General features: G+C 47.9%; 15 protein-coding genes. 13 read left to right on the forward strand and 2 right to left on the reverse strand.

The genetic code is table 11. The annotated features are described in order from the left end of the window. Positions 1-154: 154 nt before the first annotated feature. The 4 genes from AC0MA3_RS01290 (at position 155) to AC0MA3_RS01305 (ending at position 3,702) form a co-directional block, all read left to right on the forward strand. Entirely contained in the window at positions 155-673 is a 519-nt protein-coding gene (locus AC0MA3_RS01290; protein ID WP_474654885.1) for a sigma-70 family RNA polymerase sigma factor, read from the forward strand. 61 nt (positions 674-734) lie between these two features. Next, positions 735-1,856 carry a hypothetical protein gene (locus tag AC0MA3_RS01295; RefSeq protein WP_474654886.1) on the forward strand — a complete coding sequence of 374 codons (1,122 nt, stop codon included), beginning with the start codon at positions 735-737 and terminating at the stop codon, positions 1,854-1,856. Then, complete coding sequence (locus tag AC0MA3_RS01300) at positions 1,853-2,821, forward strand: ABC transporter ATP-binding protein (protein ID WP_474654887.1); 969 nt, start codon at positions 1,853-1,855, stop codon at positions 2,819-2,821. Before AC0MA3_RS01295 ends, AC0MA3_RS01300 begins: the two co-directional genes overlap by 4 nt. Continuing rightward, positions 2,818-3,702, forward strand: a complete 885-nt coding sequence (locus AC0MA3_RS01305) for an ABC transporter permease subunit (RefSeq protein WP_474654888.1) — start codon at positions 2,818-2,820, stop codon at positions 3,700-3,702. The genes AC0MA3_RS01300 and AC0MA3_RS01305 overlap by 4 nt, the downstream gene beginning before the upstream one ends. Positions 3,703-3,801: 99 nt before the next feature. Here AC0MA3_RS01305 and AC0MA3_RS01310 read toward each other — a convergent pair whose 3' ends face one another. Then, positions 3,802-4,128, reverse strand: a complete 327-nt coding sequence (locus AC0MA3_RS01310) for a winged helix-turn-helix transcriptional regulator (protein ID WP_379152802.1) — start codon at positions 4,126-4,128, stop codon at positions 3,802-3,804. A 187-nt stretch (positions 4,129-4,315) separates the two neighbouring features. On the opposite strand from AC0MA3_RS01310, the gene AC0MA3_RS01315 reads away from it, so the two are divergent. The 7 genes from AC0MA3_RS01315 (at position 4,316) to AC0MA3_RS01345 (ending at position 10,050) form a co-directional block, all read left to right on the forward strand. Further along, a complete protein-coding gene (locus AC0MA3_RS01315) occupies positions 4,316-5,098 on the forward strand; it encodes a GTP cyclohydrolase II (protein WP_474654889.1) in 783 nt (260 codons plus the stop codon). A 56-nt stretch (positions 5,099-5,154) separates the two neighbouring features. Continuing rightward, on the forward strand, positions 5,155-6,210 hold the full coding sequence (locus tag AC0MA3_RS01320) for an ABC transporter ATP-binding protein (RefSeq protein ID WP_379152798.1): 1,056 nt from the start codon (positions 5,155-5,157) through the stop codon (positions 6,208-6,210). A 79-nt stretch (positions 6,211-6,289) separates the two neighbouring features. After that, positions 6,290-7,084, forward strand: coding sequence for an ABC transporter permease (locus AC0MA3_RS01325; RefSeq protein ID WP_379154165.1), 795 nt, complete (start codon positions 6,290-6,292; stop codon positions 7,082-7,084). Positions 7,085-7,132: 48 nt separating this feature from the next. Then, positions 7,133-7,876, forward strand: a complete 744-nt coding sequence (locus tag AC0MA3_RS01330; protein WP_474655157.1) for an ABC transporter permease — start codon at positions 7,133-7,135, stop codon at positions 7,874-7,876. A gap of 187 nt (positions 7,877-8,063) precedes the next feature. Then, positions 8,064-9,056, forward strand: a complete 993-nt coding sequence (locus tag AC0MA3_RS01335; protein WP_474654890.1) for an ROK family protein — start codon at positions 8,064-8,066, stop codon at positions 9,054-9,056. A 72-nt stretch (positions 9,057-9,128) separates the two neighbouring features. Further along, positions 9,129-9,665: a hypothetical protein gene (locus AC0MA3_RS01340; RefSeq protein ID WP_474654891.1), complete on the forward strand. Its 537-nt coding sequence runs from the start codon at positions 9,129-9,131 to the stop codon at positions 9,663-9,665. Between the two features lie 46 nt (positions 9,666-9,711). After that, the gene (locus tag AC0MA3_RS01345) at positions 9,712-10,050 is read left to right on the forward strand and encodes a DUF6054 family protein (protein ID WP_474654892.1); all 339 of its coding nucleotides are present in this window, start codon (positions 9,712-9,714) and stop codon (positions 10,048-10,050) included. Positions 10,051-10,059: 9 nt separating this feature from the next. Here AC0MA3_RS01345 and AC0MA3_RS01350 read toward each other — a convergent pair whose 3' ends face one another. After that, positions 10,060-10,500: a DUF4395 domain-containing protein gene (locus tag AC0MA3_RS01350; RefSeq protein WP_474654893.1), complete on the reverse strand. Its 441-nt coding sequence runs from the start codon at positions 10,498-10,500 to the stop codon at positions 10,060-10,062. Between the two features lie 168 nt (positions 10,501-10,668). On the opposite strand from AC0MA3_RS01350, the gene AC0MA3_RS01355 reads away from it, so the two are divergent. Beyond that, a complete protein-coding gene (locus AC0MA3_RS01355) occupies positions 10,669-11,238 on the forward strand; it encodes a TetR/AcrR family transcriptional regulator (protein ID WP_474654894.1) in 570 nt (189 codons plus the stop codon). Between the two features lie 112 nt (positions 11,239-11,350). After that, the gene (locus AC0MA3_RS01360) at positions 11,351-12,763 is read left to right on the forward strand and encodes a DHA2 family efflux MFS transporter permease subunit (RefSeq protein WP_474655158.1); all 1,413 of its coding nucleotides are present in this window, start codon (positions 11,351-11,353) and stop codon (positions 12,761-12,763) included. Positions 12,764-12,792: the final 29 nt, after the last annotated feature.

Raw genomic sequence — 12,792 nt, forward strand, 5'->3', positions numbered from 1 at the left:
CATCCGTAACGGATGGCCCTAAAATCTGCCGTTACAGACAGTGCAGGGAGAAAAATAAATTAGAAAAGTTATAATAATTGCACTTAACTCTGATACAAAATCGTTTTGGCGTTCGTCTTACTTATAGCTGCAGCTGATAAGGAGGATTTACACAATGGAATTTCCGGAATCTGAAATGTTTCGAACTATATTTTATGAACACTATCCGGTGGTGCGGCGGAAGTTGGCGGCGCTTGTACGGGATGAGTCGGCAGCAGACGATTTAGCCCAGGATGTGTTTCTCAGACTATACCGCAACCCGCCGGATGATCCGAATGCGCTGGGTGCTTGGCTCCATAGAGTGCTCACCCGGATCGGATATGACTATTTGAACAAAAAGGCGAGAGAGCGTAGGCTCCAGGATAAGCATGAGCTGTTGTTCAGCGCTGAGGCAGCTCCGTCTTCCGGTGAAGAGACTGTACTCAGCAAGCTGGATCAGGAGGATGTCCGGACTTGGCTGGATGGTCTGCCCGAGAGAGACAGACAGGCGCTGCTACTGCGCTACTCGGGTTACAGCTATTCGGAGATTGCAGGGCAGCTTGGCATTAATCCTCCGGTTGTCGGAACACTGCTTAACCGGGCAACCCATAAGCTGAAACAGCAGGCGGTTAATTCATATCCTCAGACCGATTGATTCGTGTACGAAGCGAATCCAGGCAGTTAATGAACATCAAACTTTTAGGAGGAACCATCCAGTGACCAATCCTATGAAATATGATTCTGATAAACAAATTACGAACGAAGCTTGGGCGAAGCTGCAAAATAAGCTTGCTGCTGAGCCAGTGAATCCGGTATGGGCATCATGGGGGCAGGATGTCAAAGAGATTAGCATAGATGAAGATCATGCGGCATCCATAGCAGAATTAAGTGATAGCAAGAAAGAGGTTCAGCCTTTAGTGAGTCCAGTGGACATCACGGGAGCACAGGTGAAAACCAATAGCCGGAAGCCACGACGGTTTACCATGAACCGGCGCCGGAAATGGGCAACTGCTGCAGCGGGCGTAGCCATATTTGCTGCCGTACTTGCCACTCCTGTAGGCAATACGGCCATGGCCGCTATATTGGGTCAATTTAGAATGCAGGAAGTAACGGCTGTCAATGAAGATGATCTGCGGAATTTGTTCTATCAGGTCAGCGGAGAAGAAAATATGAATGCAGCTGTTAACAAATTCGGCTCATTCAGCTATTCATCCGGTAAGTTAAGCGGAATGGTACCAGTGAATGCATTGCAGGATAAATTGGGCTACCCTGCGGTGACCGGTGGAGCTTTTGATAAGGTTAAAAACGTTTATATAAACACCTCACAGCAAATTACACTAACTCTCAAGGTGGATGAGGTAAATAAGGCGCTGACACGTCTGGGGGCGAAAGAGCTGTTGCCAGAATCCATTGACGGCAAGCCGCTCACACTATCGGTTCCAGAATCCGTAAGTTATGATTATTCTGTGGATGATCACTGGGCGAATCTGATACAGATGAATACACCTGTGGTGAATGTAGATCCTTCAATTAACGTGGAAGAGGCTGTGCGGGCTGTTATTGATTTCCCGCTTCTCCCGGATGAACTGAAGTCCAGTCTGCAGCAGAGCAGTATTCTGGCTGGAGACCTGCCTATGCCTGTGATCAAAGGGAATCCTTCCGAGCAGATTGAAGTGAACGGTATAAAGATTATCATGGAAACTATGGAGTATGGAGATGGGCCTACTTATAGTGCTACATGGGTGAATAATGGGCAGCTGTTCGACTTTTCCGGCGGTTCACTCTATCAGGACAAAGAGAAATTCATGAAGCAGCTCCAGGAGTTGATCACGCAATGAATCTACCCGCAATTCAAGCACAATTACTGACCAAAGAATACAGTAACGGACGCGGCTGCAGAGATGTAACTATTACTGTTGAGAAAGGGGAAGCCTTCGGCTTCCTCGGTCCCAACGGTGCCGGTAAAAGCACCTTTGTTAAAATGCTGGCAGGCTTAATTCGTCCGACCAGTGGAAGTGCCGCTCTTTTCGGACATCCGATTGGAACTCTTGCAGCCAAGTCGAAGATAGGTTATCTGCCGGAACTTTACCGGTACCAGGAATGGCTGAGTGGAGAAGAGGTAGTTAGACTCCATGCCCGATTATGCAATATCGAAAAGTCTGTAGCAGACCGCAGAATACCAGAGCTGCTGAAGGAGGTAGGATTAGGACTGCGTGGCCGTGACCGAGTGAAGTATTACTCCAAGGGAATGCAGCAGAGGCTGGGGCTAGCCTGCGCACTTGTGAATGATCCGGAACTTGTTTTTTTGGATGAGCCGTCATCGGCTCTTGATCCAATCGGCCGAATGGAAGTGAGATCTATACTGGAAAGGCTAAAGCAGCGGGGTATCACCATTTTTCTCAACTCTCACCTGCTTGAGGATGTTGAGGTGCTGTGCGACCGGATGGCGCTGCTGAATAACGGCGAGATCCTGCGGCACGGCAAAGTCTCAGAAGTAGTAAGCAAGCGAACAAGCTGGCATTTTAAAGTGGGCGGCTTTTCGCCTTTTTTGCTGTCATGGTTGAAGGATCATACGGGTTTGCAGATCAGTCAGGCAGTGGTGGACGGGAATCAGGATACCATCGAAGGAAGCACTGTGTGGCTGGTGGCGGAAGTTGAGAGTGAAGAACAAGTGGGCTGGTTAAATTCACTGATGATTGAACAGGGTATGACCTTATATGAGGTTTCGCGTAAAAAAGAACGACTGGAAGAATGGTTCCTGGATGCTGTATCCGGGCTCAGCCATAGGGGGGAGCAGGAATGAGGACCATACTGGGAATGACCTGGAAAGAACTGCTGCGGAAAAAAGTGATGCTCATGACTCTGGTTATGACTATTATCTTTCTGATCGCGTTCTGGTTCGTTGCAGCTATTGTCGGGAGCAGCGAATCTGGAAGAGCAACCGGCATTATGAATGGGAGAAGTCTGATTGAAAGCTTTACGACAGGTACTTTTATTTTGACCATGGGATTTTTCTTCGGGGCTTTTGTGATTGCCTTTCTGGCTATTTTTAGTTCTTTCTCCTCCATTTCAGGAGAAGCGGAACAGGGGATCATGCAAGCATTACTGCCTCGCCCATTGCCGCGGTGGAAATGGTATCTGGGGCGCTGGCTTGGGTATGTCACCTTAGGAATTCTCTATGCTATTCTTTTGTTTTCAGCGATTCTGCTGATAGCAGGTGCACATGCTTCTATCCCAAGAGACGGCGATGCGCTTATAAAAGCTTTTCTACTCTTTGCTTCTCTAGTACCGTTGCTAATCAGCTTATCCATGCTTGGGTCGAGTTTATTCTCGGCACTTGGCAACGGGGTTTTCATGACTATGCTCTATGGAGCAGGCTGGCTTGGAGGGATGATCGATAAATTGAGCAGTTCGCTAGGCTTGAAAGAAGAAGCGATCCATACACTGCATAATCTCACGGGGATCATGTCTCTTCTCATGCCTGCAGACGGACTGCAGCAAAAAATGACAGCAGAGCTTTTCAGCCTGAAGGATTTGGGAGGGATGGTTAATATGAATACAAGCTCCTTTCCACTATTAGACTTAAATTCCGTTCCTTCGGATTCATTTGTGGTGTATGCCGTTCTGTATACGGTTGTGGTGTTTGCGATAGGACTGCTGCGGTTTCAGCACAAGGATTTGTAACCTGTATACCTGTACTTTCACTATTGATACAACAAATAGCGCCTTGATGGATTCCTGGGATGGAACCGTCAAGGCGCTATTTAGGCTGCAGACCGGACATCACTTGTTTGCGCCGATCTCGATCCAATCGGTAGACCAGTTGCCAATTTCACCAAGGATCGGAGCCAGTGCCGTTCCTTTACTGGTCAGCGAGTATTCAATCCGTACCGGCATTTCGGGATAGACTGTACGCTGAATGATGCCCTCGTTCTCCATTTCTTTCAAGCGGTCGGATAGTACTTTGCCGCTCAGGTTGGAGAGACAGCTCTCAATTTCACCAAATCGGCGGGGACCTTTCATTAGAACGAATACTATTAGCGCAACCCAGCGTTTGCTAAGCATATCTACCGCTTTTTCAAAGCGTGGACACATTTCGAAATTATCCATAATGTTCACCTCGCATTCATTATATCATAAACTTACTATAAGTAATTATTAATATTTATATATATATTATAACTTGACGAAGTTATATTACAATGATAAACTAACTTACAAATAGTTACTTGACTTAAAGGGTTGGAATTATTTTATAATATTAAAATTTAGACTATGAGCATAGGACGGTGTAATCATGATCAAATCAGATATCTTATCTATACTACAGAATAAAATCAAACGGATAACCATGGATGATTCTACTAATATACTCGTTGGCCCCATTACACTTCCGGTGAATCTGGACGGGGAGACCGTTACCTTCAAATGGTACAGCTGGCTGAAAGCTACGGATGAAGAACTGCAGGGCGGCGACAGTAAAGAAGCAACGGAACTGCTGATCTCCCGGTTGTCCTCCATGAATCTTGCCGAAGGGCAACAGTCGAGCGTGCTGGTGTATGGAGACTTTGAAGATTCGGATGAAGCACTGATCCGGATGCACAGCATCTGCCATACGGGGGATATCTTTGGCAGCAAACGCTGCGATTGCGGTTTCCAGCTCCGCACGTCGATGAAGATGATCGCGCAGCACGGTTCTGGCGCCTTATTCTACCTGGCTAATCATGAAGGAAGAGGGATTGGTTTGTTCAGCAAGGCTATGGCATATATTCTCCAGGAAGAAGGATATGATACTGTAGAAGCCAATCTGGAGCTGGGCTTTGCCGATGATTCCAGAGACTACAGAGATGCGATCAGCGTCCTGCAGCATTTGCGCAGCAAACCGGTTACCCTGATTACGAACAATCCGAAGAAGATGGAAGCTCTTAGGGCAGCCGGGATGAATACCGGGAAGAGAGTTCCTCTATGGGGCGACGTATCTGTGTTTAATGAGAAATATCTGCGCACGAAAGTGGCCCGTTCCGGCCATCTGGAGGCGGTACCGAACGCTGATTTTTTTGATGGACGAGTAGCCAAATAATTCAGAAATGTTATAATGGGGTACTGAACCTAATCCTTAACTTAGTGAGGTACAATATGAATGCAATTCAAGTGCAGGACTTACGCAAAACCTTCAAAGTCCAAAAAAACCGCGAGGGCCTCAAAGGGGCCTTCGCTGATTTGTTTAAGCGGGAATATTCCGAAGTTACAGCTGTAAAGGACATTTCCTTCTCCATTCCCCAGGGCGAGATCTGCGGCTATATTGGCGAGAATGGTGCAGGGAAATCCACGACGATCAAAATGCTCACCGGCATTCTTGTGCCAACCTCGGGTAGCCTTTCTGTTGGAGGGTTTATCCCCTATGAGGAACGGGAGAAATTTGTACGTAATATCGGTGTCGTGTTCGGACAGCGCAGCCAGCTGTGGTGGGATATTGGTGTAATTGAATCCTTCCAGTTACTCCGCAAGGTATATCGTGTACCTGAGCTCGATTTTAAGAAAAGGCTGGATGAGCTAGTGGAGCGGCTGGAACTGCAGGATCTGCTGAGCCGTCCGGTCCGCAAACTTAGTCTGGGGCAGCGGATGCGGTGTGAGCTGGTTGCAGCACTCCTCCATAATCCGTCGATTCTGTTCCTGGATGAGCCTACCATCGGACTGGATATCGTGGTGAAGTCGGAAATCCGCCAGTTCTTGAAGGATATGAACCGTGAACATGGAACAACGATTCTGCTCACCACGCATGATCTTCAAGATATTGAAGCGCTTTGTTCACGGGTGATTATGCTGGACGATGGACGAATCATTTATGACGGCGGGCTGGAAGAGCTGAAACAGCGCTGGGGTACAGGCCGTGAGGTTCAGTTCCAGTTCGGAGTTGCAACAAAACTTGAGCAGCTTAAGCAGTGGACAGAGGATATGCCGGTGACCTGGTCATCTGAGAATGATCTGGGTGCCAAGGTATGGATTCCGCTGGAGTTGAACGTTTCGGATGTACTTGGACGAGTTGTGGGTCAAGCAGACATTACGGATATCAAAATCATTGAAACCAATACGGATGATATTGTCCGCAGCATTTATCAATCAGGTTCGGCCGAGAAACCGGAAGAGAAGATTCTTGCGCTGAAGGATGAGAAAGAGGTCATCCATGTCTGAACAGCTTAAAGCTGCAGCAGCCACTTCTTCTGCCGGAGGCTCTTCCGCTGGCGGTCCCGAGGAAAAGGGATGGAGATTGCTGCTGGGTGCTTATTTTGATTTTATCCGCATCAGGTTTTTAACCATGCTCGCTTACCGTGTCAATTATTATTCAGGTATTCTGATCTATACACTCAATATTGGAGTGAACTATTTCACCTGGAGAGCTATCTATGGGGATGGGGAATCCCTGGGCGGGTTTACCGGTGCACAGATGACGACGTATGTAGCGGTTTCCTGGATGGCGAGGGCCTTTTATTTTAACAACCTGGACCGGGAGATTTCAACCGATATCAGGGATGGAAGCATCGCAATCCAGTTCATCCGGCCTTATAACTACGTGCTGGTCAAAATGATGCAGGGACTTGGCGAAGGCATGTTCCGCTTTATGATGCTGATGATCCCGGGTATGGTGATTGCCATTCTGCTCTTCCCGGTGCACTTGCCTACTGAGCCTTCGGCTTGGGTTGGTTTTCTGGTCATGCTCTTTTTCAGCTTCCTAATCAGTTCACAGATCAATATTATAACGGGTCTATCGGCGTTCTTCGTCGAGAATAATGAGGGCATGATGCGAATGAAGCGTGTCGTGGTTGACCTATTCTCCGGCTTGATCGTTCCAATCACCCTGTTCCCGGACTGGCTGTCCTCTATCCTTAAAGTTTTACCCTTTCAAGCCATTACTTACCTGCCGGGTTCTGTATTTACTGGGCGGGTTCAAGGGGTGGGCATTTGGAATGTACTGGGGATCCAGGTGATCTGGTTCGTGGTACTGCTGATTCCAATTGTCTGGCTATACCACGCGTCGCGTCAGCGGCTGTTCGTGCAGGGGGGGTGAGTGAAGTTGTATTACTTGGATTTATTAGTGGAATACATCAAAAACTATATGAAGACACGTCTGACCTACCGCGCCGATTTTTGGGTGGAAGTGGTGTCAGACCTGCTGTTTCAAGCGACCAACTTTATTTTCATTCTGGTCATCTTTATGCATACCAATAGTCTGGGTGGTTGGAGCCAGAATGAAGTAGTGTTCGTATACGGCTTCTTTATGGTGCCTTTTGGAGTCTTCAGCTGTTTTGTGAATATGTGGGGCTTCAGTGAGCGCTATATCGTAAAAGGTGAAATGGACCGCATTCTGACCCGTCCGGCGCATAACCTGTTCCAGATTTTCCTGGAGAATGTGGACCCTCCGGCACTGGTTGGCTCTTTCATTGGTCTAATCATTATGGCGATCAGCGGCAGTAATCTGGGTCTGCCTTTTGAATGGTGGACGATACCTATGATTATTATACTAACGCTAAGTGCGGTTGCTATTTACACCGGCATATACACGACTTTGACCTCACTGTCGTTCTATTCGGATGCTCCCACCGGTATTCTGCCGTTAATGTACAATATTCAGACATATGGCCGTTATCCGGTTACGATCTATAACCGTGCGATTCAGGTACTGCTGACTTGGATTATCCCGTTTGCTTTTGTCGGCGTATATCCGGCGGCGCTGTTCCTGCACCGTGAGGAGATGCAGAGTATGGCGCTGCTGACTCCGGTGGTAGGGGCTGTGTTCCTGGGGATCGGAATTGTGTCCTGGAATTATGGGGTCAAAAAGTATAAAGGAGCCGGCTCATAAGGCAGGTCCCTCACGGAAAGGATGAAAGACAGACTCGCGCGTTAATCGCCGGTCTGTTTTTTCTTTTGCCGCTAAGACGCCCACCGGAAGTTCCAAAAGTAATATAAGATGTTATATAAATCTCTTTTCACATAAGGCGAGATTCCTCATAATGAACACATTGATATTTATCCGGAGGAGTGGGGAATTGAAAACGTATGCTATCGGTGTGGATCTAGGCGGAACTAATATTAAAGCAGCCCTATTTGATGACGGATTCACGGCAGTTGGAGAAATATCCATACCCACTGAAGCTGCAAAAGGACCGGCACATGTGCTCACGCGTATTCGGCTGGCTGTACAGATGCTGACCGAGGAGAAGGGAATTGGAATTCAGCATATTGCCTGCATGGGGATGGGGATTCCGGGGCTGCTTGATCCTGAAGAAGGGTTGTCCCTGTTTTCTCCCAATTTTCCAGGATGGGAACACGTACATATCGTCAATGAGATGAGACCGTTTTATGATTTTCCTGTATTTATCGATAATGATGTCAGGGTAAATCTGTATGGTGAATGGCAATATGGAGCAGCCAGAAGGTATAAGAATGTAGTTCTGCTTACTCTCGGAACGGGACTCGGTTCGGGAATTGTAAGCGGGGGTAAGGTGGTGTACGGGACCTCATTCAGTGCAGGGGAGATCGGACATATGAATATGTTCAGGCAGGGCCGTCCCTGCCGCTGCGGAAGCTCGGGCTGTCTTGGAAGATATGTATCGGCAACGGGGATGGTGAACACCTTCAAAGAAAAGCTGGTACAAGGCAGACAAAGTATTATCCAAACCTGGATATGCGGTGACCTTGAAAAGATAACGGCGCTTATGATATCGGAAGCCTATGATCTGGATGATGCTGTGGCGGTGGAAGTCATGCATGAGACCGGGGTATTGCTAGGCTATGGACTATCCAACGTAATTAATCTGCTGAATCCGGAAGTGATTGTTATCGGTGGCGGGATGTCTGCGGCCGGGGACCGGCTGCTGTGCAGCGTCCGAGAGACCGTGAAAGAGCACGCCCTGAAGCTGTCCGGAAGCCGATGCAGCATTGTTCAGGCAGAGCTGGGCGGCCGGGCAGGCACGCTGGGTGCTGCGGTGTATGCTTACCGGAGGCTGATAGGTGAAGAAATAGGGGAAGCTGTCGAGTGAATCTCTGAATGATGTATCTGTTGCTGTAGCATGCTATGCTGTAGTGAAAATACGATTAGCAGGAGGCCTGTGATGAAAAGAGAGATACAGAACGTACCTTTTGGCTATGAGCCGCCGGCTGCAGAACGTAAAGGAACCCTGGTGTTCTATGATTCCTTTGAACATATTACGGATCAGGAGCTGGAGCAGGCTGCCCGCACCGCATCTGAACGTAAGTTCAGCAAGCTGGTACTGTATCCGCTGCATGAAGAAACGGTAAGACGGATGAGCAAGGAGCCGGTAAAGTCCTTTTATAAACGGGAAGACCGCCTGCACGAATGGAAAAGAGAACAAGGCCGCTCCAACATTACCGTGGAGAGTCTGGAAGGCAAGCGGAAGAAGTATACTCCGCTGGACACAGCGCTACGTCATATCAGTGAGATATATCCTTCGCCTTATTTTCTCTATTTGACACCTGAAACGGCTAACCAATTTGCTTCGTATTCTTCCTTTGAGGAGTGGATCGTAAAGCTGAGGCTGATTCTGTCTGCTGCTCCCGGTAATCTTCACCCGCGTCTGGAAAAGTTCCGGCACCGCTGGGATGTCGCCGGGGAAGAGCAGAGGGACTAGGGGCTACTAGAACCCTTTCAGCGGATCATGGAAGGAGGAGGTTTTGTTGGCAGATGGGTACAGCTTTAATGTTAGTCTGCAGCCTGAGGAAGTTCTGATTATGGTGAAAGAAGGCATGCCCGTTAGTTCAGAGCTATTGTATGAAGAGCATAATGAGTTGGGAGATGGTTATTCGATTGGAACGATGGTCTATGAGCGATATTTCTTCCGTTCAGGCAATCAGGCCGCGCTGGTCATTATATTCGATAATCTGCAGGGAGTAACAAATGTAAGGCTCATCGCGGCAGGGGCCTCGAAAGGAATAGTCATGAAATTGGATTGGGGGGCAGGTCAAAGCTTTGCTTCCTCCGTTGAAAAGCTATTATCTGATTATATTCTGGAGTGAAGCTAGTGTTTACTGAATGTTTCCTTGCTTGCGTCTGTAGGTGTACATTCTCCATTGATAATGGATGAAGCAGCCAATGCAGAAACCAAGGATAGCCACGGTGGCAGCCACTGCGACCATGGCTGTGAAGATGTAGGCGGCAGCCGTCCAGCCAATAAGGAGGCTGAGCAGCCCGGCGCTAAGGAAGAAGACAGCAATACCTTGGTTGAATTGCTGCTGATCCGGGTCCTCAAGCACATAAGCGGAACGTTCCTTACTCAGGAACCGGGAAGCCAGCTTGAGGACAGGGTTATATCTGAAGATCAATCCGGATAATCCAGCGGCAAGCGGAAGTGCGAGAATCCAGGGCTGGGCTGTAATCCAGCTTACCAATACCGACAATACAATGAACGCCTGATTGGTTTGGACAAGAGGGCGTGGGATACCTTTTGTTACAGCATTTTCTTTCATTTAATTCATACCTTTCGCATGGGATTAATAAAATTATAACTCATTAAATCTCATGCAGCAATTAAAGTTTAGAAAATAAAATTTTAATAATTAAATGTTGACATTTCATACCGATTTATGGTCTTATTATGTAGACCGATTGTTATAAAAGTAAAGGAAGTGTCCCGCTTGTCCAACAAGCCCAATGCACGTGAAGCGATTGTGGATACTGCTTCACGACTATTTTTCACACAAGGCTATCATGCTACGGGTTTGAGTCAGATTATCAAGGACAGTGACTCGCCCAAGGGATCGCTGTATTATTATTTCCCGCATGGCAAAGAGGAACTGGCCTTAACCTGTATCAACAAAACCAGTGAGTATGTTGTAAGACAGCTGAAGCAATATGTGGAGAAGGAAACTTCGGTTACAAAGGCGGTTCAGGAGTTCATTCGTCAGATGATCAAGGATGCGGAAGAGTCTGATTACAAAGGTATGGTGCCCTTCAGCTTCTGGGTGGCTGTGGAAACCTCCTGTATCAGTGAGGAGCTGAGGACAGCGTGTCAGTCTGTATTCAAGGATTGGCAGGACGTTATTCTGCAGCGTTTGCTTGAAGAGGGAGTAGATGCTCAGCTCGCAGCAGATAAGGCTTCAGTGGTGGTCTCGTTGTTTGAGGGCGCGCTGCTGCAGACCCTGACCTGCCATAGTACAGGGCCGCTACTTGCCGCCGCCAAATTGGTTCCCGTATTGCTTAGCTAGGCAAGAAAAAAGTAAACAGATAGAGAGAACAATCTTTTATTATCAGGAGGATTATAGAGTGGAAGCCACCAAAACTGGAAAGAATCAAACCGAAGAAACCAAGTTCAAGATCATGCCCATCCTGATCTCCTTACTGCTTGCAGGATTTATTGGCATGTTCAGTGAGACCGCCCTTAATGTTGCGTTAAGCGACCTGATGAAAGTTCTGGATATTACACCGACAACGGCACAATGGCTGACTACAGCTTATCTGTTGACACTGGGTATTCTCGTACCGATATCCGGGTTGCTGCTGCAATGGTTCTCTACCAGACAATTGTTCGTCGCCGCATTGTGTTTTTCGATCCTGGGAACTTTCCTGGCTGCAATGTCGCCGAATTTTGAATTTTTGCTTACAGCCCGTGTTGTTCAGGCGATGGGAACTGCACTGCTCTTGCCGCTGATGTTCAACACCATTCTGGTCGTTATCCCCGCTGAAAAAAGAGGTGCAGCGATGGGACTCATCGGACTTGTTATCATGGTCGCTCCGGCTATAGGGCCTACGATTGCAGGTCTGCTGATTGAAAGTCTGAGCTGGAACTGGATTTTTTGGCTGTCATTACCTTTTCTGGTTATAGCGCTAATTAGCGGAATTCTGTTCATGCAGAACGTTACCGAGGTAACCAAGCCGAAGATTGATATCCTATCCATTGTACTCTCATCTGTAGGGTTTGGCGGAGTGGTATTCGGATTCAGCAGCGCCGGGGAAGCTGAGGGCTGGGGAAGTCCGAAAGTCATTATTGCTATCGCGGTTGGTGTGGCTGCACTTGTTCTGTTTGTAATCCGTCAACTTACGATGAAGCAGCCGATGATCAATCTCCGGGCATTCAAATTCCCGATGTTTGTCGTAGGTCTGCTGATGGTCTTCATCTGTATGATGGTGATTCTGTCCTCCATGCTGATTCTTCCGATGTACCTCCAGCAGGGACAAGGATATTCGGCTTTCAAAGCCGGGTTGCTGCTGTTGCCAGGCGGTCTGATCAACGGTCTGATGTCTCCGATTATGGGACGGCTGTTTGACAAATACGGTCCGAAATGGCTGGTCATTCCTGGTTTGGTTATTGTCGCAGTGTCATTGTGGTTCTTCTCCAGCATCACCGCCACTTCGACCGTGGTGTTCGTTATCGTGCTGCATAGCGCGCTAATGATAGGGGTGTCCATGGTGTTCATGCCTGCCCAGACCAATGGTATCAACCAATTGCCTATGGAACTCTATCCGGATGGGACAGCTATCATGAATACCTTGCAACAGGTAGCTGGTGCAATTGGTACGGCACTCGCAGTCAGCATCATGACTGCAGGGACCAAAAGCTATATTGAAGCTGCCAGCAATCCTGCCGATCCGGCCAATATTTTGCCAGCCTTTACACAAGGTGTACAGAATGCCTTCGTGTTCGGAATGTCCATGGCGATTATCGGTCTGCTGATTGCATTCTTCCTCAAGAGAGTCATCGTACAGCATAAAGCACAGGTTTCGATGCATTAATCACAAAGAGCAGTGAATTCGTTGTTAGG

The sequence above is a fragment of the Paenibacillus sp. LS-5 genome (assembly GCF_056121505.1).

What these genes read in the sequence shown, in the direction of transcription:
- AC0MA3_RS01360 (WP_474655158.1), top strand. Translation starts at nt 11,351, where the DNA reads ATGCCCATCCTGATCTCCTTACTGCTTGCAGGATTTATTGGCATGTTC.
- AC0MA3_RS01330 (WP_474655157.1), top strand. Translation starts at nt 7,133, where the DNA reads ATGAAGACACGTCTGACCTACCGCGCCGATTTTTGGGTGGAAGTGGTG.
- AC0MA3_RS01290 (WP_474654885.1), top strand. Translation starts at nt 155, where the DNA reads ATGGAATTTCCGGAATCTGAAATGTTTCGAACTATATTTTATGAACAC.
- AC0MA3_RS01300 (WP_474654887.1), top strand. Translation starts at nt 1,853, where the DNA reads ATGAATCTACCCGCAATTCAAGCACAATTACTGACCAAAGAATACAGT.
- AC0MA3_RS01315 (WP_474654889.1), top strand. Translation starts at nt 4,316, where the DNA reads ATGATCAAATCAGATATCTTATCTATACTACAGAATAAAATCAAACGG.
- AC0MA3_RS01310 (WP_379152802.1), bottom strand. Translation starts at nt 4,128, where the DNA reads ATGGATAATTTCGAAATGTGTCCACGCTTTGAAAAAGCGGTAGATATG.
- AC0MA3_RS01320 (WP_379152798.1), top strand. Translation starts at nt 5,155, where the DNA reads ATGAATGCAATTCAAGTGCAGGACTTACGCAAAACCTTCAAAGTCCAA.
- AC0MA3_RS01340 (WP_474654891.1), top strand. Translation starts at nt 9,129, where the DNA reads ATGAAAAGAGAGATACAGAACGTACCTTTTGGCTATGAGCCGCCGGCT.
- AC0MA3_RS01350 (WP_474654893.1), bottom strand. Translation starts at nt 10,500, where the DNA reads ATGAAAGAAAATGCTGTAACAAAAGGTATCCCACGCCCTCTTGTCCAA.
- AC0MA3_RS01305 (WP_474654888.1), top strand. Translation starts at nt 2,818, where the DNA reads ATGAGGACCATACTGGGAATGACCTGGAAAGAACTGCTGCGGAAAAAA.